Genomic DNA, 24,610 nt, shown 5'->3' with positions numbered 1-24,610 from the left:
CTGCCTGCACAATGAGTGCAGGCAGATATTTATTTAGCCAATCCTACAGGAAATATTATTTGCTCTGCGGAATTTTCTTTATTCTGAAAAACTTGAGCTTTTACTTTAAACACTTCAGCCAATAAGGCCACCGATAAAACTTTATGGGGATCTCCCTCTGCAAAAACTTCTTGGTCTTTTATAATCACCGTATTATCAGCGTAAATGCGAGCATGGTTTATATCATGCAAAACCATAATCACAGTCATATTATTGTGCTTGTTCAGCATCTTTATAATCTGCATTATTTCAAGCTGGTGTGCAATATCCAGATACGTTGTCGGTTCATCCAGCAGCAATATTTCCGGCTGTTGGCATAAAGCCATAGCAATCCACGCCCGCTGCCGTTCACCACCAGACAAAGAGTTCAACTGTCTGTCTGCCAGAGATTCAACCCCTGTTTCCGCCATTGCCCATTCTATTATTTTTTGATCTTCTTTTTGCGTTTTCTTAAAAAAACTCCTGTAAGGAAATCTTCCATAAGCTACTAATTGATGGACATTTAAATCAGCAGGCACACTGACCGTTTGTGGCAGGACAGCCATTCGTCTGGCAATATGCTTAGCAGAAATTCCCCGTAGTGACTTGTCATCCAAAAAAACATTTCCTGCATAGTCTCTATGAAAACCTGCCATAACTTTTAGTAATGTAGATTTCCCGCAGCCATTCGGTCCCAAAATAGCAGTTATTTTTCCTTCTGGAAAACTAATATTTATATTTTTTAATACGTTTTTACCTTGAAAAGAAACACAGATATTTTCCGTTTTTAATACAGCCATTATAATTCCCTCCTCAGCAAAAAGAGGAAAAACGGCACGCCCAAGATAGCCATAAAAATGCCTACCGGTAATTCTATCGGCGCAAAGGCACATCTGGCCACAGTATCGCTCAAAGTGACTACAGAGCCGCCCAATAAAACGGACGCTGGTAGCATAAATCGGTAATCGCTGCCGATTATCAGTCTTGCCGTATGCGGCACGATAAGCCCGACAAAACCCAGTAGCCCTGCCACAGAAACAGCACTTGCTGCCAACAATGCCGCAGCAGCAGTCAGGATAATTCTTGTTTTCTCTACGTTCATTCCCAGACCTCTGGCAATTTCATCCCCCAGTAAAAGCACATTTAAATGTCTTGTAAAGAGCAATACAAAAAAAACACCAAACACTGTATATGGCAATATCAGCTGCACATGAATCCACGAACGTGCCGCAAAACCACCTACCATCCACATTAGTGCGCCATTGACTCTATCACTGTATAAAATCAACAAGGCAGATATACCGGCACCGATAAAAGAAGAAACAGCTACACCTGCTAAGATAATCCTCAATGGCTTTATACCATTTTTCCATGCTAAAATATAGATGCATAAAGCGGCAAGCATCGCTCCAACAAAAGCAGCCGGTGTTATCAAAAAGCTAAACTGCGGTAATACTATCATTATAAATATTCCCGCTATACCAGCACCAGAAGAAATACCTATAATATGCGGGTCAGCTAGAGGATTTTTCATGACTGCCTGTAGTATTGCTCCCGCTGTAGCCAGGTTAATTCCCACAAGCACTGTCAAAATTGTGCGCGGTAACCGGATATTCATTATTATCTGGCTGTTCGCTCCTGTATTGCCTGTTAAAGCCCCTTGTATTTCTTGCGGTGAAATATATACGGCTCCTTGTGCCAAAGCCACTCCCACACTTATTATAAGCAAAATAAGCAGCCCTGCTAATATGAATATTTTCTGTTTTGAAGAAGCACGTTCCATGTCTTTATTATGTATATCTTTCATATATGCACCTTACATATGTAAAAATTGCGCCTGCCATCGGCAAGCGCCATTTTTGTGTTTATTGATTTTTTATTTATCTTCTGTAAAAAGCTGCGGATATAATTCTTTAGCCATTGTTTCCACTGCTTCCGGATAATGCATTCCCGGATTTAAGAGGAATAGTTTCTGCGGCAGATAATAAACGTGATTTTCTTTGACCGCCCGCAAAGTCTGCCATGCCGAATTATTTTCTACATTATCCTGCATAGCCTTTTTTATGGTCTGCATATCACCCATACTGGTCACAAAAATCACATCAGGGTCTTCTTTAACCAATGCTTCAAGACTGTACGGTGCCGCATCCGGATTATTGTCAAGTGGCTTAGTATCTGCGGCTACATTGACAAATCCCAGCATTTTCGCCACCGAGCCTGCTATAGAATCATCAAGCTGTACAGTAACATCCTGCGCTGTACTGTGCAATATAGCTACCCGCTTTGTTTCCTGAGGCAATTTTCCCTTTATATCTTCAATTTTTTTATCCATTGCCGCTATAATGCCTTTAGCCTTATCTTGTTCCCCTGTTATTTGGGAAAAGATATCCAAACTATGTTTTACCTGGTCATAGCTCTTCATATCGAGCACGATAACCGGTATATTATTACTTTCCAAATTTGCTACGAACTTATCATTCATGCCCTTCATTGCTATTACAAGGTCCGGCTGTAAGCTAACAACTTTTTCTATATTAATATTATATACAGCCCCAACTTTTTCCACATCTTTATAATAGTCAGGTATCCCCATTTTAGAAGATGGGCAGCCAACCACTGTCGCATCTACTTCGTGCAATGGTTCTAAAAAAGATGTAGACAGCGCAACAATGCGTTCAGGTTTTTTAGCAAGTGTAACAGTTCTTCCCGCATCGTCTTCTATCGTCAAATAGGACTCCGTTTTTGCATCTTTAGCTGTGTCCCCGCAACCTGCCATAAATACGACAGCCATCATGCACACCAAAAAGCCCCAAAGTGCCTTCTTACCCATTCATATAGCCTCCTTAACTATCCATCGGCGACAGCAAAATCCTATTTATTGCGCCGTGACAGAATAGTTGATAAATAGTTAGGAACCTTTTTCACCTGCTCAATGTCATATATACATTCTTCATCATCTAAGCCGCAGCGACTTACCATTACTGCATTTTTCGCTAATTTTTTTGCTTTAAGCTCTGCCACTATTTCTTCAAAATTCTTATAAACCTTCATGATTACCACATTATCAGAAACAGCTAATGCCTTTTTAATTTTTTCAGGGTCGGCAGTAGCTGGGATGACGCTTATTATATCATTACCTTCGACAAGAGGATATTCCAAACGTCCAGCGATTGCGCAAAAAGCTGGTATTCCCGGAATTGTCCGTATATCAACTGCTTCAGCCTTAAGCAGCCGATGGACATAAATATATGTACTGTAAAACATGGGGTCACCAAGTGTCAAAAAAGCCACATTTTTCCCTTGGTTTAGCAATGCCAATATTTCTTCTTTATTTTTCTGCCAGCTTTGAGGAGATTTTTCAAAATGCGTTATCATCGGAAAAACTTGATAGACGATTTCGACAGTAGCTTTCAAATATGGTCTGGCTATAGACAAGGCAACACTGCCATCCTTTTTTTCTGTTTTCGGGGCTATTATAACATCAACATTCTCCAATGTTTTTATTGCTTTCATTGTAAGTAATTCTGGATCTCCCGGGCCAACACCTATACCATAAAAAATACCTGTCATCAATATTCTCCTCAAAAAAATATAATATACTTAACATACACAATCTAAAATTATACAGAAAATTTTTCGCAAAAGCAAAATTTTTTATCCAGCGCCTAAAACCCTAATTGCGACAAAGCAGATATTTCTTAAAGAAAAGCCCTTGTCACCAAGCGCAAGACTCCCCTATCAATACAGATAACCTTATTCCGAAAAACAAAAATGCCTTTCGGAATAAGGTCTCTTAAAATTCATCAACAAACAACTCTTTATGAATTATATTATATTATTTTGCTTCTAACGCATCCCACGCTTCATTTGCGCGTTCTACAAAAATACCGCGTACGGCTTCATTTTCACCAAGGCCATGAATATATGTATCTACCGTAAATCCTTCTTTTTGCAGAATTGACTTATGTGATTCTGGATCGTCTCCGGCCATATCGTTATTAGCATGGTCGCCAGCTACCATCATCATTGGCATCAATGTTACTTTCTTAATTCCTTTTGCTTTTAATTCAGGAATTATCGTTTCAAGATTTGGCCAACCTTCTACTGTGTAAAGGTAAGTATTTTTCAACTTCAAAGAATCTATACGATCCTGAATAACTGCATAATAAGCGTTACTTGGATCAGGAGTACCATGTGCCATGACTAAAACAGCTTCGTCATCAGCCACTTTCGGGAACTGCGTTGAAAACGCCTTTAAAAATTCATTGATATCGTCACGCTGGTTTTCCTGACCCATCCAGTACATGGCAGATGTTCCCAGTGTCATTTTTTTGAAATCTTTTTTATATAAATCATATACGGCTGAATCATATGCATATTCCATACCCGGAATAACATCAAGTGACGCTATAGCCACACGGGTATACCCTTGTGCTTTCAAATCCTTGAGAGCATCTTCCGGGGTAGGAATTGTGACCCCTTCTTTTGCTTTAATTCTGTCAATGATAATATGTGAAGTAAAGGACAAAACAACTTTTGTATCAGGATGAGCTGCCTGAATCTGCTGCACTGTTTTTTCGATCGTCTTTTCGCGGGAGTCTTTAAAAGTAGTACCAAAACTCATTACGAGTATAGCATCTTTATTCTGTGCATTTGCCATCTGTGGATTATTATAAGTGCGAACACCTATTTCAGAAGCCTGTTTAAGTGCCGGTGTAGCATCAGTAACCTCTGGATTCAGCTTATAACTTGCATAAGAAGTAGCCATAAATCCTGTCAAAGTAGCACACGCCATCGAAGCGACCAACATTTTTTTCCAGTTCAATTTCATCTTGACAACACTCTCCTATATTTTTGATTATTCCACAAACTTTCAGTGCCAATCACTTCTTCGGTAAATGCGCGTTCCAGGAAATATCATCAAAACAAAAAACCCTTCATACAATAAATTGCAATGAAGGGTATAATCCGACGAAATCTCAAAAACATGTCCGAAAATACCACCTACCCATCGCTCGCAGGTACCACACAATAAAACCATATAGGCAGCTTATCCTAAGAACAAACAATAAGTCTGCCTTATGGTGTAAAGTTTTACCGTGTAACGGTGATCGACAAACAGGCAGTTCTCCTGGCTCTGACTCATCGCGCTTCTGTGCCTTCCCATGCAGTAAACTGTCACAGTGGCATCATACAGAATAGCTCGTCATTACAGTGGCGGGACCGCGTTGGCTTTACACCAACTTCTCTTTTAAGTCTTTATGGACACCTGTTTCACTGATATTAAATTTTGTCGTTATTTATGATACAATTAATTATCTCTATTGTCAACAATTACAGCACTTTTATTTTATTTTTCTTAAATTTTTACGTCAATCTGTGCTGAAACGCCTACGCCTTGTACACGGGAAATATTAGTTACGCTCTTAGCATTTACCGGAATAAGTCCTTTCAACCTGAATCTGCTGTCACTAAAATTCCCCTCAAGCTGCAACACAGCCTGCGTCTGGTTAATACCATCCTGCGGCCCTGTTACCTGTGCAGCGCCTACATAAGATCCATCCCCAATGGAAATTATCGGCACTACCTTCGTAGCATAGGAAGTACCCATACCATGCTGCGTCAAAAGAGTGTTTATTGCCGAATTGAGCGGTACCGCAAATTTATCGACAAGAACAGATATACCACCGACCTTTAACGCATCTCCTAAAATGCTGCCAAGACTAAAAGCTTGTGTAGTCTGAACCGCAGTAGTCAAAGACAGCAAAAAAACGACTAATGCTATAAGGGTTCTTTTAATATACATTTTTATCTCTCCTTTTTTTCATCAGCACCAGTATCATCATATCGCGGCAAGGTTTACTAAAAGCCCATTACACTGACAATACCTGCTTGAATAATATTTTTATAATGTATTATAACATATAAAAGTTGCTTCTATTTATACTTGTCATAATCTCTCTTTATACTTGTCATAATCTCTCTTTTGATAAGCGGCATAATTTTACAAAAAGTTTTATACTAGAGCTGCACAATAAAATACTGTATAATTGTTAGTAAGTTGTGTTATTATATAATTATTTGGTACAATATCAGTATTTTATAGTAAAAGGATTTGTTTAAATGGAACAATACTCGACACTCTTTCTGGAATTTATTGCCACATGGGGATATCTCGCAATTGCTTTATTAATGGCCTTAGAAAATGCCTGCATACCGATTCCCAGTGAACTCATCTTGGGTTTTGCCGGTTACTTGGTATCTATTGGCCAGATTAATTTTGCTGAAGCCGTTGTCGCTGGAATAATAGGCGGTATGCTAGGCTCTATCGTTACCTTTTATATAGGTTATTGGGGAGGCCGCCCGTTTATCAATAAATATGGTAAATATTTTTTTATGAAAAAATCCCATATTGACACAGCACAGCGCTGGTTTGATAAATATGGTGTCAAAGCCGTCTTTTTCAGTCGCATGCTCCCTGTTGTTCGTACTTTTATTTCTCTACCAGCAGGTTTTGCCGGCATTGATATAAAAAAATTTATTATCTTCACCTTCGCAGGTACTTTACCTTGGACCGTGCTCATCATCTACATAGGCAAAGCATTAGGCAACAATTGGCAACAAATGCTTGCTATCGGCCATGAGTTCAGCATAGCAATATCAGCAATCATCGTGCTGGCAATTTTGTATCTTTATCTGCGCCACCGTAAAAACCAAAAATAATTTTCTATTGGAGTGATTTGATTTAATGAAAACAATATACCTTGATTGTTTTTCCGGTATAAGCGGCAATATGCTGATTGGTGCCCTGCTTGATGCCGGCGTGCCCCAAGAATATCTTGAAGAACAGTTAAAAAAGTTAAAATTACCCGATGAATATTTTTTAACAATAGAACAGACACAAAAAAATGGTATCCATGCTGTCTATTTCAATGTCAGCCTTGGCAACGTACACATTACGCACCGCACGCTACCCGATATTCAAAAAATCATCCTCCAATCTGCTTTAAGCAAAAACGTCCAAGACACTGCTTTGGCTATATTTAAAAACCTTGCCGAAGCGGAAGCCAAAATACACGGCACCAATATACAAACCGTCCACTTTCATGAAGTTGGTGCAATAGACGCGATCATAGATATCGTCGGTGCGGCTGTATGCCTCGAATATCTCGATGTGAAAGACATTTTTGCCGGTAATCTACATACGGGCACAGGATTTATTGACTGCGCCCATGGACGAATACCTATCCCTGCTCCGGCAACAGCTGAACTGCTGAAGGGCTTTACACTCAAAAACGGTTCCACTGAAAAGGAATTAATCACCCCAACCGGTGCGGCTATCCTAACCACCTTAGCAAAAGAAGAATCGGGTCTGCAAAATTTTTTCTATGACAAAATAGCTTATGGTGCCGGCACTTGGGAGCTGCCACACCCTAACGTATTACGCGTATACATAAAGGAATCCTGTGAAAATACAGTCGTAGACAATTTACTCTTGCTCGAAGCCAATATTGATGACATGAATCCTCAATTTTTCAGCTACACTTCTGAAAAACTATTTAAAACAGGTGCGCTTGATGTCTGGATCACTCCGATCATGATGAAAAAGAACCGCCCGGGACAGATGCTTTCCGTATTGGCTAAAGAGAACGATTACTCAGCTCTATGTGATATCGTCTTCAGCGAAACTACAACGCTTGGTATGCGTGTAAGCAAGATCAACAGAATTGCTTTAGACCGGGAAATAAAACTTGTTTCGACTATCTATGGCTCCGTACATTGTAAAATTGCCCGTTACAAAGGAAAAATCAGCAATATTTCTGCTGAATATGACGATTGCCAAAAACTTGCGGCTGCCCAAAATGTACCTTTACGGAAAATACAGCATGAAGCATTGCGGATAGCCTATTACTTAGCTGAAAACAAGAACTGCTGAAAACAGCATTCACCAAATACAAATCCAGCTAAAAAAATAAGCCGCACTAAAACGACAACTCATTATCGTTTCAGTGCGGCCTGTCTTTATTCGGATTTAACTGCATCTGGGAATTGAGCTACATACTGGGCTACCGCGGAATATCTTGACCAGCCAACAGTTCCGGGATTGACCGTATACCAAACAAGATATTTAGGTGTATCGCTCCAACGCTTTTCCCCATTACTTTTATAAAAGGTTTCTTCGCCAAGTAATAACGAGCCATTTTTCAAATTAATTTTACAATCCGTAATACTATAGTAGCCGTTTTCCAACGTACTGGTATCACGATTGACTTGTCTTTCTTTATAATCGACTATATCTTTATTTATGTTTCCCTTTTCATCTAAATCATAATGCAGTGATGTCTTATCAAAATAAAAAACATCATCATTACCATGCCCCAGTGTTATCGCTACCCAATTATCATCAGCAGCCGTTGCTGCTGGTTGTTCTTCAGCAGACACAGACGCTGTAAAAAGCAACACCAAACCAAAAATGAAAAGTATTATTTTTTTCTGCATAAGCCTACCCTCTCCCAAACAAATATTAACCTATATACATATACCAACCTGATACGTTTCTTAATTATATCATAGATTACTTAAGTATGCTAAAATTGTGGAGGGTGATAACTATGTCTGTAAAAAATAACAAAAATACAAGATCTACATTACAGCTCTTCGGCCGTGTCAGCGGACTTGGCATCAGTTTTGCTCTTATAATATGTTTTATGGCCTTCTTCGGTTATAAAGCTGACGTATATTTTGCAACCCTGCCGGTACTAACCTGCATCGGCATAATAATAGGCTTTTTCCTGGCTCTCATAAGCATTTACCAAATTATAAAGAAAGACCATTTATGATAAAATTTATTGTTCCTGCTGGACATAAAGAACAAAAACTCCGCTATTTTCTGGCCTCATATGGAAAAATCTCAACCAATCTATGGCGAAAAATAAAATGGCACGGAAACATATGCATCAATGACAATCCAGTGTGTGCGGCCAATGCCTTTGTCAAAGCAGGTGATATCGTCACTTATGACCTTAATGATAATTCATCTTCTATAACCCCTTGCCAAAAACCGCTTGATATCGTTTATGAAGACGAATGGCTTTTAATAATCAACAAACCTGCGGATCTGGTGATCCACCCGACAAGTAAAATCTATAAGGATACATTGGTAAACATCGTTGCCGGTTACTATTTGCAAACACATAAGCAAGCCGGCTGCCATCCTGTTTACCGCCTTGACCGCAATACGACCGGTCTCATCATCATTGCTAAACAACCGCAGATACAGTATTATCTTTCTGCCTCACACGGCAGAATATGCCGATTTTACCAAGCTGTAGTCAGTGGCTGCCCAGCACCGAAAGAAGCTATGCTTTGCATGCCTATCGGCCGTAAACCGGGCAGCATTATCGAGCGTATGGTTACACCGGCCGGCCAACCAGCACTGACCCGTTATAAAGTCTTACAAACTATGCCGGAGCGCAGTCTCATCACTCTGCAGCTTTATACAGGCCGTACCCATCAAATACGTGTGCATATGGCAGCTGACGGGCACCCCCTTTTAGGTGATGACTTATACGGCGGCGACTGTGCACTCATCTCCCGTCAGGCTCTCCATGCTTCCAGACTGATATTTACCCATCCAATGAGCGGAAAAAATTTTGATCTTTCGGTGCCCTTACCCATGGATATGCGCAAGCTGCTATAAAGGATAAATATATTTTTCCCCATCAACATGTAACTGCTGTACGACTTTTAGTACAATCTTTATTTTACTAATAAATAATTGATATTATATCATAAACCTCTCAAAAGTTTTTATTTAAGAGGTTTTTCTCCTTGTCCAATTTACCTGCCTATGTGGAAAGGAACTATCCAATAGTAGATTTTTGCCTTGTAATCTTGTATAATTAAAGGCATTGATTATTTTATCTGATAATGTTTCAGTTGAAATAAGGACTTTATTTATATTGATAAAATTTAGAAAGGTGCGGCTATTATATGTTTAAAGGAAAAAAATTAAAACTCGCTGCATTAGGACTTACTACTCTTTTAACCGCAGGTATCATTGCTGGCTGCGGTACACAAAAAGCTGACAATTCCACCGATGGCAAAAAGAACTTCAAAATAGGTGTTGTCCAGCTTGTCGAGCACAATGCCCTGGATGCTGCTAACAAAGGCTTTATAGCTGGTCTCAAAGAACGCGGATATGTAGAGGGTGAAAATATTACAATTGACCAACAAAATGCCCAAGCTGATCAATCCAACCTGAAAAACATTGCCCAGCGTTTTGTATCTGATAAAGATGACCTAATCTGTGCTATCGCTACGCCTGCGGCTCAGTCAGTCGCCAATGTAACCAAGGACATTCCAATAGTAGCTACCGCTATCACTGATTATAAAAGTGCCAAGCTGGTTTCTTCCAATGAAAAACCAGGTGCTAACGTAACAGGTACAAGCGATAACGGCCCGATTGAAAAACAAATTGACTTGCTCTTAGAATTATTTCCTAATACAAAAACCATTGGGACAATATATTCTTCCAGTGAAATAAATTCAGAAATACAAGTAAAACAAATGACAAAATATGCTGAATCAAAAGGCTTAAAAGTCGAAACAGCTACTGTATCCACTGTAAATGATATACAGCAGGCAGCGCAAAGTCTTGTAGGCAAAGTTGATGTATTCTATGAACCAACTGACAATGTAATCGCTTCAGCGATGCCTACACTTGCAGCTATTACAGACCCTGCCAAAATCCCGATCATCTGCGCTGAACCAAACATGGTCAAACAGGGCGGCCTTGCCACCTACGGTATTGACTACTATAAATTAGGCGTACAGACCGGACATATGGCCGCTGACATTCTGGACGGTAAAACAAAACCTGCAGACATGCCTATTCAAGAAGCTAAAGATTTAAAAATAACCATAAACAAGAAAAATGCCGCAGCCCTTGGTATCACTATCCCGGATAGTATTTTACAGGGTGCCGACATTATAGAATAATTACAATAGGAGAATTACTTTGGATCTCATTATTCCTACAATATCACAAGGACTTTTATGGTCCGTTATGTCCATTGGTGTATATCTCACGTTCCGTGTCCTTGACATTGCCGATCTTACTGTAGAAGGCAGCTTTCCTCTTGGCGGTGCAGTGGCAGCCGCACTCTTGACCGCAGGTTATAATCCAATTACTGCTATATTGATAGCTTGCGTGGCTGGTATGCTAAGCGGTGTCGTCACCGGTTTTTTGCATACGAAACTAAAAATACCTGCATTGTTAGCCGGTATTTTATCGATGATTGCTCTTTATTCTGTCAATTTACGTATAATGGGCAAAGCCAATTTATCACTTTTACAGCTTGATACAATTTTTACGATATTTCCTATTCCGCTTGACAATCAAATGATGGTACTGCTCGTCGGTTTTGTCATAGTATTGGTAGTAGGCATAATAAATTATTGGTTTTTTGGCACAGAAATTGGTGCTGCTATCCGTGCAACCGGATTTAACCAACACATGATCCGCGCCAACGGTGTAAATACCAACACGACAATTATACTGGGACTATTAATGAGCAACGGACTGGTTGCTGTCTCTGGTGCTCTAGTGGCCCAAAGCAATGGTTTTGCTGATGTAGGCATGGGCGTAGGTACCATCGTTATCGGTCTTGCCTCTGTAATCATCGGCGAAGTGCTGTTCGGCACTAAAAGCTTCAGGAACTGTCTTATCTCCGTGGTACTCGGCTCAATAGTCTATCGCATAGTTATAGCGATAGTTCTGCAAATAGGCATGCCGCCGAATGACTTAAAGCTTTTTACCGCAGTTTTGGTAACACTAGCTCTTTCAATGCCGCTGTTCAAAGCTAAACTCAATGATAAAAGAAGAAGGATGGCAAGGTAATGCTCAGAGTAGAAAATATTTCCAAAACCTTTAATCCCGGTACAATAACTGAAAAAAGCGCTTTAAATGACGTATCACTGCACCTTTTACCCGGTGACTTCGTAACTGTAATCGGTGGTAACGGTGCAGGAAAATCCACATTGATGAATTCAATAGCCGGTACATTTATCGTTGATACCGGAAAAATAATAATTGACGGTAATGACATTACTAAATGGCCTGAACACAAGCGTGCCAAATTCATCGGCCGTGTTTTTCAGGACCCAATGATGGGCACTGCTGCCGGTATGATGATTGAAGAAAACCTTGCCATAGCTTCGCGACGTGGTAAAGCTTTGTCATTCCGCTGGAGTGCTCCCAAAAGCGAACGGGAAAATTTCCGTGTGCTTTTAAAATCGCTCAACCTCGGCTTGGAAGACCGGCTTGAAAGTAAAGTAGGCTTATTGTCCGGAGGCCAAAGACAGGCGCTTACTTTGTTAATGGCCACAATGGCCAACCCGAAGCTTTTACTTTTGGACGAACATACCGCAGCACTTGACCCTAAAACTGCTGAAAAAGTTCTCGCTATAACTGACAATATTATCAGCAGCCGCAAATTAACGACTCTGATGATCACACATAATATGCGCGACGCATTGCGCTTCGGCAATCGCCTGATAATGATGTATAACGGAAAAATCATCGTTGACGTCAATGGTGATGCAAAAAAGAATTTAGAAGTCCAAGATCTTCTAGAAATGTTTGAAAAAGCATCTGGCAATGAAATTGACAGCGATCGGATGCTTCTCAATTAAGTTAAACATCTTTACCCAAACAAAATGAAGCTGCACAAAATAACTATTTTCATTATAAACAACCCTTTCTTTTTCTAAGTAATAATTAATCTTGTTATTTCTATATTGTTGCCTAAACAATTTCTTGTCTATGACATTATGTTTGTAAATATCCTTACAGCTAAAACCAATCTTATCTTAAATTGCTGCTCATATTAATAATGGTTCTTTTTCCTTGTCCATTATCTATCTGATATGTCTTTACCAAATTTCCATCTACTTTTGTATAAGCTGTAGCATTATCAACCCAGCTTTCATACACGTGACCATTGACTTCCCGTTTGCTATAAGAAGTAGGATTACTATCCACTACATCCCTGTAAATTCCTTTTTCACTACTGCTCATATTTGTTATGGTTAAAGGTGACTGAACCGGATTGGCATTAGTGACACCTGTAAAAGCGACTCCGAAGAGAATAGCAGTTAAAGCAAATATGTTCTTTTTCATTATAAACAACCCTTTCTTTTTTTGTACTCGTAAATTAATTTGGTTAATTTTTATTTTGTTATCTAATAACTTTTTGTTTATGTGATTATAATACTATCATACGCCATGAAAGTAAAGTAGTTTCTGTTATAAAACTTAGTACCCGATAGGCACTAAAAGCTATTTATCAATAATATTTTTCTAAATTTTTTCTAAAAAATTTTTAAATAACCATAAAATCAAACAATATCGTATTACAATATAACATTTCCCCAACTTGCTTTTTCGATATATTTACAGTATCATTTATATGCAACGTATTTTTTGTATCATACGTTATTTGTAATAGTTAATATATAAAGTACACTGACGGGGGGGACGTGTCTTGGACAAACAAAATTCATTTGGAAAATGCCCATACTTTACATCGCAAAAGCTTTTAACTGGTAAATGGTCACTTTTAATCATGCATTTCCTTGATGGAAAGATCTTACGTTTTAATGAATTGGAGAAGCTTTTAAATCCAATATCACAGGCTACACTTACGAAACAGCTTAGATTATTGGAAGGAAATGGTCTTATAAAAAGGAAAGTTTATAATCAGATTCCACCTCGAGTCGAATATTCACTCAGTGACATTGGTAATGATTTCAAACCTGTACTAAACTCATTAGAAGCATGGGGCAATAAGTATATTGCCCATATTAAAAAGAACCAAAAAACTCTATTAAATTCCCATGTTTAAAAATCTTTTTATTAGTTAAATACTGATATCTGGGCAATCTTTATATTTATTATTCATATTTTAAGAAAATACGTACTATAGCAAAAACCGCCGGAAACAATACTTCCGGCGGTTTTTACTATCCCTTCAAATCAATAGGCAAAACACTTTATCCTATTTCCCTTTATCCCTATTTTTTTTCAACAGCTGCGCTTTAGTAATAGACTGCATACCAAATCGTTTCTTTATCCCATCAATCGTTTTATAAAGCTTTTCTTGTTTCCCATCACCACAAAATAAAGATTGTTCTTCAATGATAGAAAAATTACTTCCTGTCAAGCCTAGCAAACGTATTTTACCGGAGAAAGCCAAAGCCCTAAACAAGTTGATAGCCGATTCGTACAGTACCTTATCAAAGTTGACGCCTTCTGGCAACGTACAGCTTCTCGTATAAGTAATAAATTTATCAGTACGTACTTTTATGCTTATTGTCTTTGCCTTTAAACCTTTTTCCCGCAAACGCCAACCGACAGTTTCCGCCAGAGCCAGAAATTTTTCTTGAACTATTTCCTGCCCCTGGATATCCTCTTCATAGGTTTCCTCGTTGCCCACTGATTTTAAGTCACGGTCACATTCGACTTTTCTATCATCTATGCCATTAGCCATCTGCCACAAATGTATAGCATTTTTAGTCCCAAGCAAACATCGCAAAACGGCTCTATCAGCAGCTGCTATATCACCTATTTTGAAATAGCCAGCCATTTGCAGCCGCTGGGCTGTCTTCGCTCCTACTCCCCACAGCTTACTAATAGGCAGCTCTGCTAAAAATTCCTTTTTTTGCTCTTCTTTTACTATGACTAAGCCATCGGGTTTTCGCAAATCAGAAGCTAATTTAGCTAGAAATTTATTTGGTGCTATACCGATCGAAGCATGGACTCCAGTCTGTGTAAAAATGCGTTTTTTTAGCTTCACGGCATATTCCTGCGGCGTACTATACAGCATCTCCATTCCGGTTATATCCAAAAAGGCTTCATCAATAGATAATGGTTCCACTTTCGGTGAAAACTCAGCAAAAATAGAAAAAATAACGCTGGAAATCTCACGATATCGCGCATGCCTAACCGGCAAAAAAATTCCTTCCGGACACAACTGATGCGCTTTTACACCTGACATGGCAGAATGCACGCCATATTTGCGCGCCTCATAAGAGGCAGTACAAACGACACCACGAGTGCCGATTCCGCCGACAATTATCGGTTTTCCCCTCAATTGTGGTTTGTCGGCCTGTTCAACAGAAGCAAAAAAAGCATCCATATCCACATGCATTATACACCGCTTCATTAAATCACCATCTCTGTACAACCTAATTTACAGCCTATAAATATAGCTGAATAATAATTTCTGCCAACTATTCAAACCATCATAAAGGCTGCCCCGCATCCTGCGAACAATCTGCACAGCCTCTGTCAGTTTTCTTTCTTCCGGTACTGTGCCACTGCTAAATCTCATTTGCAACACTATATTGACAAAATCTTCAACTGCAATTTTCTGCCACTTTTTCTCATGTTCCCGCAAAAAACCGGCATAGTCCAAATAATCCATATAAGAAGGACGACGCAGCCCTGTATACTTTGCCAGCCGTTCCATATAAGCATACAATTGCCGCAAACGCAATGCCGTATTTGCAGCAGTAAAATCATCCCGCAAGATATTGTCGATGTTCCGTCGACAATATCTGCACCAGACGAATCCTAAAATAACTATTCCACCTACAACCAAAAATATTATTAAGGAAAAAGTATTTCCCCCATTTTGCTGCACTGGAGGCTTTGTGTCAGCTGTGGCAGGTTTTTCCGGTGGTGTTTCATACTTATTATCCTGTTGTTTATGTTCCTGTGAAGTATTTTCCTGATTTGTAGCCGGTGGTGAAGCAGCCCCTGTATATCCCGGCGTGAAATCTATCGGCCGCCAGCCCCAGCCATCTTCATAAATCTCTGCCCATGCATGAGCCTGTTTATCCGTAACTGTAAAATCCTTCACGGGTCTCCCGTAATTATCTTTGCCTAAATCCTGTCCAGCAGCCACTGTATTTTCCGGTATAGAATAACCAACGACATAACGCGCCGGTATCCCAGCCTGCCGCAAAATCAAAACTGCCGCCGAAGCAAAATAGGTACAGTACCCTTCATGCGATTCATCCAGAAAATAGCTGACAAAATCCTTGCCTGCGGGTAACCGTCCAGGTGAGAGCGTATAACGGTAGTTTTCCTGAAAATACTTTTGCAAATTGCTTATCAGCTGTTCCCGTTCAGCATGTGTCCGTACTTTTCTGACGGGGAATTTTGTGTCAAAATTATCTAAAACACCAGCAGGCACCTGCAAATAATAATTATATACAAAATCTCTATAAGCTCTTTCCGCCTGCACATAATATGCTAAATATTTATTTTCGGAACCATAGTCAGTGAGGAAGGAATCGAGCATATCATAACGCGGTGGCTGCCCATAAACCGTAGCTTTATAAAGTTTACCACCTGTATCCTGGGCAATTTTATCATATTTAAAACTTGAACTTGATATATCAGTATTATAGGGGAAAAAATATTCATTATCTTCTACAAACAACTTGGCTATCCTAAACTGACGCGGCCCGAAAAGTTCATTATACTGTTCCCCCGTCTGCATGGACGAAGCCAATCTATTACGGCCTTTTTCATCACCCGCCAAGGCCTCAAAGATAATAACACTTTGGTCATACCATGCCCCTGGTGAATATGCCGCAAAAAGCCTGTCATATTTTTTATATACATCTTCAGGCAGATCATTCCATGAATTATTTTTATATATTGCTCCCGAATAATTGCGCAGATAAAGTCGATCCTTTACCTGTAATGAAGTCTGCACTTCCATTATTCTGCGGCCGGTCTGCCTCAAGGTGTCTATATCTCCCAGCTCACCGCGTCCGTTGATGCCATGGCGTATATCGTTTAAAGCTGAGGCTGCGCCATTTGGGGAAAGATATTCATTGAGAAAATCCCTTATTGATTGTGGCAATAACTGCATAAAATCAGGATGCCGATAATTCTCTTTGGGTACAGCATACTGAATCAGGCCGCTTCCCACCAAAACAATAGCCCATATTACAAGTGCCCTCATTGCTACTTTTTTATCATATTTTTCATTCATATGAATAAAAAGCACAAGCCAAAACGCAACTACACCAGTCAAGCTGTATGGATCAGGCATCACATTAAAATAGATGCCAAACAAGCAGGCAGGAACAGTCAACACCAATAACAGCGCTGCTCCTTTCGTGCTTTTCATCAATATTTGGAATATCGTGCCTAACCCCAACAACAGTAGCCATAATACCGGCTGTGCGTCTACCACATAACCCAATTCGTCAGCAGCTGGTAATTTAAATGCCTGTATATTCAAATGATATGGTTGTTTCAACACATCTATAAAACTATTTACCGTATAAAGCAAGCTCAAATACAGTTCTGTCCTATACTCATATATAAAATACACTGCCGCTAAGAAAAATAAGATACGAAAAATCAAACATCCAGTTGTTCCCGCAATGCGAAAGAAAATATAAATAAAGGTACAAAACAGCACGGAAGCCAATATGTTTCTGCTGTCCAGCGATATTGTCGAATAAGATAAAATACAGCTGGCCACTGCCAAGACGCCTGCATTTAGTAAAATTATGCTAATAATAGACGACAAATATTTCCCTGTAAATTTCATAACTGCCACACTCCCGCAGCCAAACTGCCAGCGACATCATTTTCATTGATAAAGACATCCGCTTCGCCTATTGCAGAAGCACTATCACTACCCACCGTAAAAGCAGTTAACTGCGAAGCCAGCTGCCCGCCGATGGTTTTTACTATATCCTGCATATTGGCAGTTGATACATAAAATATACTATTCTCATATGTTTTTCTTGTATCCGCTAAGCCCCGTAAATTTACCAGAGTGTCCTCTATCCGGTCAGCACGCATATATTCGATTAATTGCTGGTCAAATGCCTGCATCGATGTAACCGGTACTTCAACCCAAAGGCCCGTCCGCAGCAGGTAAGCAAAATTAAAACAACCATACCGCCCTATGAGATATGCGCCCACAGCATAAAAAGTGTCATATATCCCATTGCAGGTTTGTGTCTTTGCAGCAGCGGGTATATCCAATAGCAATGTATGTCCCGTCTCATTTTCTACATAAAATTCCTTTGCATAAATATCATCGTGCGCAATACTTACTTTCCAATGGATGCTTCTGCCAATATCCCCATAACGGTACGGCCTTATGCCAAGCAATTCACCGGCAGGCTGCACCATCTGTGCTGCCTGCCTACCAACAGCTGTAAAATCCTTATAAAATTTCGGCATTATAAACACCGCCGCCGTCAAATTTATTTTTTTCTTATATGTAAACATCTTTAAAAGGTCATAAAAAACACTGTTGCCAAACTGCAGCTCTGTCCGCCCACAACGCATGGCCTGATATGCACAGTACCGCTTGCCTACATGCAAAACAAAACTGTCAATGGACAGTTCCTGGTTCGCATAAAAATTCCCGCTCGTATCCTTTGCACCCATGCTAAGTGTAAAATCTACCAATGGCAAATGAAGACGATTCTTCAAAAGAACAGGTATTTCTACAGTTTTGCCACGCATTACTACAAATTGCCTTTGCAATAGTTTTATCGTCATCGCTCCTTGTCCGATAAAAAGCAGACATAAAGATATTATCGGTATAAGCAGCAACAGTGCCAACAAAAGGAACGCTTCATACTGTGTATATAAAATATACAATGATATGCTGAAAGAAAGTCCAAATATATAAATAAACCAACGTGTTGCCATATTAATGCTCCGTAATTTTAGGCAATGGAACAGTCTGCACTATTTCGGCAAAAACTTTATCGAGTGAATTGCGTTCAAAGCTTGCCCTATTATCCATTATCAAACGATGCTGTAAAACCGGTTTCAAAACAGCTACGACATCATCCGGGCGCGCATAATTTCTGCCATAGAGCATAGCCCGCGCCTGTGTCATCCGTATAGCGGCAATGCTGCCACGCGGACTTATGCCGAGCATAACTGCCGGTGACTGCCTTGTGGCTTTAGCCAGTTTTGCTATATATTCATAAATACTGTCGTCCACATATATTTGCTTTGTCTTTTGTTGCAGCGCAAGCAATTCTTCCGCATTAAGGATACTTTTTATATTGTTTAGCGGATTCTCACGGATTCCTTTTAAAATAGCTATCTCCTCTTCGACCTCAGGATAACCTATTGAAATTCTTATCAAAAATCTGTCTACCTGCGATTCAGGTAATTCCTGCGTACCTATAGAACCGGCTGGATTTTGGGTAGCAATAACGATAAAAGGCTTCGGCACACTTCTAGTGACCGAATCCACAGTGACACTGCCTTCCTCCATTACTTCCAAAAGGGCAGACTGGGTACGCGGTGAAGTTCTGTTGATTTCATCGGCCAGCAAAATATTTGTCATTGCTGCGCCTTCTACATAACAAAACTCATTTCTGTTTCTGTCATACATCGAAAATCCCGTAATATCAGAAGGGAGTATATCCGGTGTAAACTGCAACCGCTTCTGTGCCAACCCTAATACTTTAGCAAAAGCAATAGAGATGGTGGTCTTCCCCACTCCTGGTATATCATCTATGAGGATATGCCCTCCTGCTAAAATAGCCATCAAAATTTTCTCCAACACATCTTTTTTACCAATAATAACTTTCTGCAGTTCATCCAGAACAGCTTTTATTATCAAATTTTCGTCAGGCATCGGCTACCCCTCCGGGAATAGAATATGGTTAAAATAAAAAACCTCTGTAATATTTTACCATTATTAATTTAATTTTTATAGCAAATTTTACCAGCGTCTCCGCTTCTCCTGCAAAATAGTAAAAGACAGCCGTTTTCAGCGGCTGCCTTTTATTCATTTATTTATTTTATTTTGCTTTGCTTAATGCTCCGCCCATCTTTAATTCTACAGCGGAATCACGTACATTTTGGGGAATGGCCAAATCCATGATATTATCTACTGGTTTCACATTTATTATTATATGTGCTGTAGAATTATTTATCAGGTTTTCTATGGCTTCCTTATTATTCAGCAATGCATTTTCTGCATCCGTACCTGCTGCTTTATTCTTTGCATCTGCATTTGCTGCATCATTATCCGCAGTTGCATTTATCGCTTTACTATCTGCAACCTTATTATCTGCATCTGCACTTGCTGCCTTATTATCGGCATTCGCATTTACTACTTTACTATCTGCAACTGCATTCGCTGCTTTATCATTTGTATTTATATTTGCTACATTATTATCCGCAGTTGCATTTATTACTTTACTATCGGCAACTTTACTTGCAACTTTATTATCTTCAGTAAAAATTGCTTCATCATCACTTTTAAATGGTGTCGGAGTTGGTATTAAAGAAGTATATGCCGATCTGGCGAGAATCTTTATTTGATCACTCAAATCAAAATCAGCTGTTACAATTTTATGCGTACTCTTATCTATATCTATTGTCCCTGATACATCACTACTGTTTTGCAACATCGTAATCAAATTATTCAAAACCTCTGTCATTCCGGCTTTATCCGCACCTGACAAGGTCGGGTCCATTTCACTAAAAAAAGCTGCTATATTAGTATCAAATAATTTCTTATTATCAAAAACAACTCTAAGATGCTGCGTACTGTCATCTTCACTTTCAACATAAACTTCTTTGACAGCTGTTGTCAGGTTCTGTACATGCTGTGAATATTCTTCACTAGCAGGTAAAAGCAATAAATTCTGCTTAAAAGGATCAGTTAGTGGTACTTTTCTCAAATACCATTTTTTCTTTTTCCCTTGCTGTCCATTTGATGAATAAATCAGCAAACCATTACCATCAGCCTGCATATATTGCGTCGTGGCAAAAACAGGAAACACCTTGTTTTCCTTAGTAAGAAATTGTGCCTTTATATCATTTTTAACCAATAATGGGTTTTTTTGATATTCAATATTCCCTTCCAGTGTCAGCTTCCCCATTGGCATAGTTATCAATAACTGCACATCATTATTTGCATTTTGCTGATCCATATTTTGGAGCGCTTCTGTGTACGTCTGCATTGCCGCCGGGTCAACGCTGCCAAGTGTTCCATTAGAATCCTGCGCCATCGTATTGCCGCCGAAAAAAACAAACACCAATAAAAAGGCACATACTGTCCTCATCCATTTAAAATTCAATTTATATTCCTCCATCTACCATAATTACATACATCTGTCTTGATTCCACAGCTAAAAAATAGTGGCATCTTCATAATGCCCTTAACGTTTTATTATACAGAATAAATCATCTATCAACAACATTAAACTACATACATTCTATAACTTCTCTTTATTTTTATTATTTACATGCAAATTTGACTATTTATAGAGGATTTTCCTCAAGCATAACGAACTTACACAATGTACAAATACACCTAAAGTTTTTTTATCATAATTTTCTATTATTTTTACATTAGTATCATTTACATAACATTTTTACAAAAAAAGGGGCGATATTTTGAATTTTATTCAAGATCTTAAGGTCAAACAAAAACTCGTTTTACTACTCTGCATCGTACTTGTTTCTCTTGTTGGCGTCGGCGGTGTCGGCTATTATTTTCTCAACAAGACAAATGCAAATATGCACGTGATGTATGCAGAGAAACTCATGGCAGTTGAACTTGTCAATGGCAACATGTCAGAAGCTCATAAGATAGAGTCGGACATCCAAGCCTTAATATTGACAACCGATAACCAAGAAGAAACAGAATTACGAAACGATATCGACAAACGGGCAGACAATTTCGATAAAAACCTAGCACAATTCGAAAAAATGCCTATGAGTGACACGACTAAAACCCAGCTCACGGAAATTAGAGCTGATTTAGCCAAGTACCGTTCAGTCAGACAAACTGTACTTACACTTGCACAACAAGGCCAAAATGGCGATGCCTATGCCCTTTTTAAGGCCCAGGGAAAACCGGTATCTGACAAATTCATGAATGAATTAGCCGCGTTAGCTGATAGTATCAACCAATCTGCTGACGATATGAACGCGCAGAATGAAAAAGACTTTACCTTTGCTAACATAACATTTTCAACCATCATTATTATCGGTATTATCTTGGCATTTTCACTTGGCTGGCTTATTACCAAGCAGATTTCTTCACGTATGACTAATGTCGTTGATTTCCTTGACCTTTTAGCCTCTGGTGACTTTTCTACACCTGTCCCGCCCAAGAGCATGAACGACAAAAGTGAATTTGGGGCAATTTCACGAGCGGTTGATTCCATGCAAAACAGTGTCAAAAACCTCTTATCCCATTTACTCGCGCTTTCTGAACAGCTGGCCACCTCCTCGACAGGATTGACAGCTAGTGCCGAACAATCAGCGCAGGCTTCCAATCAGATAGCCGGCTCCGTAACACAAGTTGCTGACGGTGCTGAACGCCAGCTTAAGCTCACAAATTCTGCCGACAATCTAGTAAAACAAATTTCCGCTGCAATAAACCAGGTAGCCGAAAACACCCAAACCGTATCAGGTTCTGCTGACAAAACAGCCGAAACAGCCAACAACGGTGAAGGCGCTATTACACATGCCGTAGACCAAATGAAAATCATTGAAAACAAAACGAATAGCACCGCATCTGTTATTGGTGAATTGGAAGAAAAATCCAAACAAATCGGCCAAATTGTCGATGTCATATCCAGTATTGCCGGCCAAACCAACCTGCTCGCACTCAATGCAGCAATTGAAGCGGCAAGGGCAGGAGAAGCTGGTAAAGGCTTTGCCGTAGTTGCCGAAGAAGTCCGGAAACTGGCAGAACAATCCCAAGATGCCGCCAAACAGATCACTGACCTCATCGGACAGGTACAAGCCAAAACCGATGATGCCGTCACCTTTATGGCCGACAGCAAAAACGAAGTTGATACTGGTGCATCTGTCGTTTCCAGTGCTGGCAGCAACTTTAAACAAATTCTCCATATGGTCAAAGATATGACAGAACAAATCCGTGAAATCTCTGCTTCCATCGAAGAAGTAACAGGGCACGCCCAAAATGTTGTATCCGCTGTACAGGAAATAGACGGTGAAAGTAAAAAGGCCTCTGAAGAAACGCAGAACATTTCTGCCGCAACGCAGGAACAATCAGCCTCTGTTGAAGAAATTGCCTCTTCCAGCCAAAAACTTTCCCAAATGGCAGACGAATTACGTCAGGCTGTACGCAAATTTAAAATATAATTAACAATTTATTTATAAGACATTTCTAATGTACCTCTTTAGAAATGTCTTATTTTATATATCATCTCTTACAGATTCTTTGCACACTAGACCATGCAAGCAAATATATGGTATGCTAGATAAAGCTAATTTATTTTACTGGTTTTAATAAGTGAGGGATTATCATGAAAGTAAAGCTTTCCGGCTATTATAAACTGCCGCAGTTTCCAGCACCAATAGAGTTTGATTTTGATGACGTGTTCGATACAACATTTATGAAAAAATATACTCGTTATAAGAACTTTAGCCAATTTTTAAATAATGGCCGGTTTAATATTTCCTGCCAAAAAGATTTTGAAGACCTGCCCGAGGAAAAAATGAATGTTTATGTAGCTAAAACCACAAAATTCGTTACCTGGCAAGAAATGATCGACTTCGCCACTGACCGTTATATAAAAAAGAGCATAGGAAAAGCGCATCTCTAAGGGTATAAACAACATTTGGAGGTCCAATTATGTGGGACAGTATTTTTTCATCCATTTCTCATATCACCTTAAATGACGGCAATACTTATGTTTACACAAAAAAAGATATCGAAACCGGCATGTACAACAGCATTTTTCAACTGTTTCCGAAAACAATGCAGTCCGATGGTACCAAAGTTGATTTTGCTGGTAAAAGTTATATTATAACCACGGATTACTCCAACAATGGCGGTGTAACTAAAATTTACATAAAAATGGAAAATCCCGCATGGGCAAAGGCACAGCTCATGACATGCGGATACAGCCATACCAGCTATAAATTGTTTGAAGATATAATTAATGGCTCTCTGGGAGAAAAACACGTTGTACCGAAACCACCACTGCCATATCTTGTGAGCAGGGTCGAACCAGGAATCATAATGGATCGGACCTGTCTGGACTGGCTCTCTCCTTTTGCCCGTTGCATCGCCTGGATGGCTCTTGACCCCAGAAATTATCACCATTTTATTACGGCAAAATAAACATGCCGGAATTCCCCATATACTTCTGGTCACACAATATAAAAAGCAGAACCGGTTTTTGCCGATTCTGCTTTTATTATATCGTTAATACCCGCTAATACGGATAAATAAATTACTCTCTCTTCCGTTCAATATAGGTACCAATCTTATAAACACTTACCTGCCCGCATGCCGAATTATGGCATCGGCACTTCAATACACTATACGGCCCTATATTCAAATCCCTGCTAATGCTTATATCGCCTTCATCAAAAGGGGTTCCACAAACAGGACACTGGCCGATAAATTCGTTGACCGCCGGTGTAAAACATTTATAATAATTCGTGTGTTTACAGCTGGCACACGGATAGCCGTATTTAGAACAAGAATTATACCTGCATTTATCACAAATAAGATATTCACCCATG

General features: G+C 39.5%; 25 protein-coding genes and 1 riboswitch. Of the genes, 11 read left to right on the top strand and 14 right to left on the bottom strand.

Going from position 1 to position 24,610, the window contains the following annotated elements:
* Positions 1 to 29: 29 nt before the first annotated feature.
* The 6 genes from EDC37_RS01095 to EDC37_RS01070 form a co-directional block, all read right to left on the bottom strand.
* A complete protein-coding gene (locus tag EDC37_RS01095; RefSeq protein WP_132547026.1) occupies positions 30 to 818 on the bottom strand; it encodes an ABC transporter ATP-binding protein in 789 nt (262 codons plus the stop codon).
* Positions 818 to 1,825: a FecCD family ABC transporter permease gene (locus tag EDC37_RS01090; protein WP_132547024.1), complete on the bottom strand. Its 1,008-nt coding sequence runs from the start codon at positions 1,823 to 1,825 to the stop codon at positions 818 to 820. Before EDC37_RS01090 ends, EDC37_RS01095 begins: the two co-directional genes overlap by 1 nt.
* A gap of 69 nt (positions 1,826 to 1,894) precedes the next feature.
* Positions 1,895 to 2,848 carry an ABC transporter substrate-binding protein gene (locus EDC37_RS01085; RefSeq protein ID WP_132547022.1) on the bottom strand — a complete coding sequence of 318 codons (954 nt, stop codon included), beginning with the start codon at positions 2,846 to 2,848 and terminating at the stop codon, positions 1,895 to 1,897.
* Positions 2,849 to 2,889: 41 nt separating this feature from the next.
* Positions 2,890 to 3,588 (bottom strand): precorrin-2 C(20)-methyltransferase, encoded by a 699-nt coding sequence (gene cobI / locus EDC37_RS01080; protein ID WP_132547020.1) that lies wholly within the window; start codon positions 3,586 to 3,588, stop codon positions 2,890 to 2,892.
* A gap of 265 nt (positions 3,589 to 3,853) precedes the next feature.
* Positions 3,854 to 4,849 (bottom strand): sirohydrochlorin cobaltochelatase, encoded by a 996-nt coding sequence (locus EDC37_RS01075; protein WP_132547018.1) that lies wholly within the window; start codon positions 4,847 to 4,849, stop codon positions 3,854 to 3,856.
* A gap of 273 nt (positions 4,850 to 5,122) precedes the next feature.
* Positions 5,123 to 5,306: riboswitch (cobalamin riboswitch) on the bottom strand.
* Positions 5,307 to 5,377: 71 nt separating this feature from the next.
* The gene (locus tag EDC37_RS01070; RefSeq protein WP_132547016.1) at positions 5,378 to 5,824 is read right to left on the bottom strand and encodes a hypothetical protein; all 447 of its coding nucleotides are present in this window, start codon (positions 5,822 to 5,824) and stop codon (positions 5,378 to 5,380) included.
* Between the two features lie 317 nt (positions 5,825 to 6,141).
* Here EDC37_RS01070 and EDC37_RS01065 point away from each other — a divergent pair, with 317 nt between their 5' ends.
* Together EDC37_RS01065 and larC are read left to right on the top strand one after the other, a co-directional pair.
* Positions 6,142 to 6,741 carry a DedA family protein gene (locus EDC37_RS01065; protein ID WP_132547014.1) on the top strand — a complete coding sequence of 200 codons (600 nt, stop codon included), beginning with the start codon at positions 6,142 to 6,144 and terminating at the stop codon, positions 6,739 to 6,741.
* 25 nt (positions 6,742 to 6,766) lie between these two features.
* Positions 6,767 to 7,954: a nickel pincer cofactor biosynthesis protein LarC gene (gene larC, locus EDC37_RS01060; RefSeq protein WP_132547012.1), complete on the top strand. Its 1,188-nt coding sequence runs from the start codon at positions 6,767 to 6,769 to the stop codon at positions 7,952 to 7,954.
* Between the two features lie 86 nt (positions 7,955 to 8,040).
* Here the strand turns inward: larC and EDC37_RS01055 are convergent, their stop codons facing one another.
* Complete coding sequence (locus EDC37_RS01055; protein ID WP_132547010.1) at positions 8,041 to 8,517, bottom strand: hypothetical protein; 477 nt, start codon at positions 8,515 to 8,517, stop codon at positions 8,041 to 8,043.
* A gap of 113 nt (positions 8,518 to 8,630) precedes the next feature.
* Here EDC37_RS01055 and EDC37_RS01050 point away from each other — a divergent pair, with 113 nt between their 5' ends.
* From EDC37_RS01050 to EDC37_RS01030, 5 genes are all read left to right on the top strand, one after another.
* Positions 8,631 to 8,858, top strand: coding sequence for an AtpZ/AtpI family protein (locus EDC37_RS01050; protein WP_165874431.1), 228 nt, complete (start codon positions 8,631 to 8,633; stop codon positions 8,856 to 8,858).
* A complete protein-coding gene (locus tag EDC37_RS01045; RefSeq protein ID WP_132547006.1) occupies positions 8,855 to 9,718 on the top strand; it encodes an RluA family pseudouridine synthase in 864 nt (287 codons plus the stop codon). The genes EDC37_RS01050 and EDC37_RS01045 overlap by 4 nt, the downstream gene beginning before the upstream one ends.
* Positions 9,719 to 10,011: 293 nt before the next feature.
* A complete protein-coding gene (locus EDC37_RS01040) occupies positions 10,012 to 11,019 on the top strand; it encodes an ABC transporter substrate-binding protein (RefSeq protein ID WP_132547004.1) in 1,008 nt (335 codons plus the stop codon).
* 19 nt (positions 11,020 to 11,038) lie between these two features.
* Positions 11,039 to 11,920 carry an ABC transporter permease gene (locus EDC37_RS01035; RefSeq protein ID WP_132547003.1) on the top strand — a complete coding sequence of 294 codons (882 nt, stop codon included), beginning with the start codon at positions 11,039 to 11,041 and terminating at the stop codon, positions 11,918 to 11,920.
* Complete coding sequence (locus EDC37_RS01030) at positions 11,920 to 12,714, top strand: ABC transporter ATP-binding protein (RefSeq protein ID WP_132547002.1); 795 nt, start codon at positions 11,920 to 11,922, stop codon at positions 12,712 to 12,714. The genes EDC37_RS01035 and EDC37_RS01030 overlap by 1 nt, the downstream gene beginning before the upstream one ends.
* 172 nt (positions 12,715 to 12,886) lie before the next feature.
* Here EDC37_RS01030 and EDC37_RS01025 read toward each other — a convergent pair whose 3' ends face one another.
* Complete coding sequence (locus tag EDC37_RS01025) at positions 12,887 to 13,201, bottom strand: hypothetical protein (protein WP_132547001.1); 315 nt, start codon at positions 13,199 to 13,201, stop codon at positions 12,887 to 12,889.
* A gap of 364 nt (positions 13,202 to 13,565) precedes the next feature.
* Between EDC37_RS01025 and EDC37_RS01020 the strand changes: the two genes are divergently transcribed.
* Positions 13,566 to 13,925: a winged helix-turn-helix transcriptional regulator gene (locus tag EDC37_RS01020; protein WP_165874430.1), complete on the top strand. Its 360-nt coding sequence runs from the start codon at positions 13,566 to 13,568 to the stop codon at positions 13,923 to 13,925.
* A gap of 153 nt (positions 13,926 to 14,078) precedes the next feature.
* Here EDC37_RS01020 and EDC37_RS01015 read toward each other — a convergent pair whose 3' ends face one another.
* The 5 genes from EDC37_RS01015 to EDC37_RS00995 form a co-directional block, all read right to left on the bottom strand.
* Complete coding sequence (locus tag EDC37_RS01015) at positions 14,079 to 15,245, bottom strand: DNA polymerase IV (RefSeq protein WP_132547000.1); 1,167 nt, start codon at positions 15,243 to 15,245, stop codon at positions 14,079 to 14,081.
* A 27-nt stretch (positions 15,246 to 15,272) separates the two neighbouring features.
* Positions 15,273 to 17,657, bottom strand: a complete 2,385-nt coding sequence (locus EDC37_RS01010; RefSeq protein WP_132546999.1) for a transglutaminase-like domain-containing protein — start codon at positions 17,655 to 17,657, stop codon at positions 15,273 to 15,275.
* Positions 17,654 to 18,778 carry a DUF58 domain-containing protein gene (locus tag EDC37_RS01005; RefSeq protein WP_132546998.1) on the bottom strand — a complete coding sequence of 375 codons (1,125 nt, stop codon included), beginning with the start codon at positions 18,776 to 18,778 and terminating at the stop codon, positions 17,654 to 17,656. Before EDC37_RS01005 ends, EDC37_RS01010 begins: the two co-directional genes overlap by 4 nt.
* Before the next feature lies 1 nt (position 18,779).
* Complete coding sequence (locus EDC37_RS01000) at positions 18,780 to 19,724, bottom strand: AAA family ATPase (protein WP_132546997.1); 945 nt, start codon at positions 19,722 to 19,724, stop codon at positions 18,780 to 18,782.
* Positions 19,725 to 19,890: 166 nt separating this feature from the next.
* The gene (locus tag EDC37_RS00995) at positions 19,891 to 21,177 is read right to left on the bottom strand and encodes a hypothetical protein (RefSeq protein WP_132546996.1); all 1,287 of its coding nucleotides are present in this window, start codon (positions 21,175 to 21,177) and stop codon (positions 19,891 to 19,893) included.
* Between the two features lie 319 nt (positions 21,178 to 21,496).
* Between EDC37_RS00995 and EDC37_RS00990 the strand changes: the two genes are divergently transcribed.
* The 3 genes from EDC37_RS00990 to EDC37_RS00980 all read left to right on the top strand — a co-directional run bounded on the left by EDC37_RS00990 (position 21,497) and on the right by EDC37_RS00980 (position 24,203).
* Complete coding sequence (locus tag EDC37_RS00990) at positions 21,497 to 23,218, top strand: methyl-accepting chemotaxis protein (protein WP_132546995.1); 1,722 nt, start codon at positions 21,497 to 21,499, stop codon at positions 23,216 to 23,218.
* Positions 23,219 to 23,382: 164 nt separating this feature from the next.
* On the top strand, positions 23,383 to 23,682 hold the full coding sequence (locus EDC37_RS00985) for a hypothetical protein (RefSeq protein ID WP_132546994.1): 300 nt from the start codon (positions 23,383 to 23,385) through the stop codon (positions 23,680 to 23,682).
* 29 nt (positions 23,683 to 23,711) lie between these two features.
* Positions 23,712 to 24,203: a hypothetical protein gene (locus EDC37_RS00980; RefSeq protein WP_132546993.1), complete on the top strand. Its 492-nt coding sequence runs from the start codon at positions 23,712 to 23,714 to the stop codon at positions 24,201 to 24,203.
* Between the two features lie 112 nt (positions 24,204 to 24,315).
* Here EDC37_RS00980 and EDC37_RS00975 read toward each other — a convergent pair whose 3' ends face one another.
* Entirely contained in the window at positions 24,316 to 24,609 is a 294-nt protein-coding gene (locus EDC37_RS00975) for a hypothetical protein (RefSeq protein WP_132546992.1), read from the bottom strand.
* Position 24,610: the final 1 nt, after the last annotated feature.

It is taken from the genome of Pectinatus cerevisiiphilus, from assembly GCF_004341685.1.
Classification (GTDB): domain Bacteria; phylum Bacillota; class Negativicutes; order Selenomonadales; family Selenomonadaceae; genus Pectinatus; species Pectinatus cerevisiiphilus.
This window is presented reverse-complemented; position numbering and strand designations above follow the sequence as displayed.

Coding starts and splice junctions, on each gene's coding strand:
- EDC37_RS01095 (WP_132547026.1), bottom strand. CDS start 818: ATGGCTGTATTAAAAACGGAAAATATCTGTGTTTCTTTTCAAGGTAAA.
- EDC37_RS01090 (WP_132547024.1), bottom strand. CDS start 1,825: ATGAAAGATATACATAATAAAGACATGGAACGTGCTTCTTCAAAACAG.
- EDC37_RS01085 (WP_132547022.1), bottom strand. CDS start 2,848: ATGGGTAAGAAGGCACTTTGGGGCTTTTTGGTGTGCATGATGGCTGTC.
- cobI (WP_132547020.1), bottom strand. CDS start 3,588: ATGACAGGTATTTTTTATGGTATAGGTGTTGGCCCGGGAGATCCAGAA.
- EDC37_RS01075 (WP_132547018.1), bottom strand. CDS start 4,849: ATGAAATTGAACTGGAAAAAAATGTTGGTCGCTTCGATGGCGTGTGCT.
- EDC37_RS01070 (WP_132547016.1), bottom strand. CDS start 5,824: ATGTATATTAAAAGAACCCTTATAGCATTAGTCGTTTTTTTGCTGTCT.
- EDC37_RS01065 (WP_132547014.1), top strand. CDS start 6,142: ATGGAACAATACTCGACACTCTTTCTGGAATTTATTGCCACATGGGGA.
- larC (WP_132547012.1), top strand. CDS start 6,767: ATGAAAACAATATACCTTGATTGTTTTTCCGGTATAAGCGGCAATATG.
- EDC37_RS01055 (WP_132547010.1), bottom strand. CDS start 8,517: ATGCAGAAAAAAATAATACTTTTCATTTTTGGTTTGGTGTTGCTTTTT.
- EDC37_RS01050 (WP_165874431.1), top strand. CDS start 8,631: ATGTCTGTAAAAAATAACAAAAATACAAGATCTACATTACAGCTCTTC.
- EDC37_RS01045 (WP_132547006.1), top strand. CDS start 8,855: ATGATAAAATTTATTGTTCCTGCTGGACATAAAGAACAAAAACTCCGC.
- EDC37_RS01040 (WP_132547004.1), top strand. CDS start 10,012: ATGTTTAAAGGAAAAAAATTAAAACTCGCTGCATTAGGACTTACTACT.
- EDC37_RS01030 (WP_132547002.1), top strand. CDS start 11,920: ATGCTCAGAGTAGAAAATATTTCCAAAACCTTTAATCCCGGTACAATA.
- EDC37_RS01025 (WP_132547001.1), bottom strand. CDS start 13,201: ATGAAAAAGAACATATTTGCTTTAACTGCTATTCTCTTCGGAGTCGCT.
- EDC37_RS01015 (WP_132547000.1), bottom strand. CDS start 15,245: ATGAAGCGGTGTATAATGCATGTGGATATGGATGCTTTTTTTGCTTCT.
- EDC37_RS01010 (WP_132546999.1), bottom strand. CDS start 17,657: ATGAAATTTACAGGGAAATATTTGTCGTCTATTATTAGCATAATTTTA.
- EDC37_RS01005 (WP_132546998.1), bottom strand. CDS start 18,778: ATGGCAACACGTTGGTTTATTTATATATTTGGACTTTCTTTCAGCATA.
- EDC37_RS01000 (WP_132546997.1), bottom strand. CDS start 19,724: ATGCCTGACGAAAATTTGATAATAAAAGCTGTTCTGGATGAACTGCAG.
- EDC37_RS00985 (WP_132546994.1), top strand. CDS start 23,383: ATGAAAGTAAAGCTTTCCGGCTATTATAAACTGCCGCAGTTTCCAGCA.
- EDC37_RS00980 (WP_132546993.1), top strand. CDS start 23,712: ATGTGGGACAGTATTTTTTCATCCATTTCTCATATCACCTTAAATGAC.
- EDC37_RS00975 (WP_132546992.1), bottom strand. CDS start 24,609: ATGGGTGAATATCTTATTTGTGATAAATGCAGGTATAATTCTTGTTCT.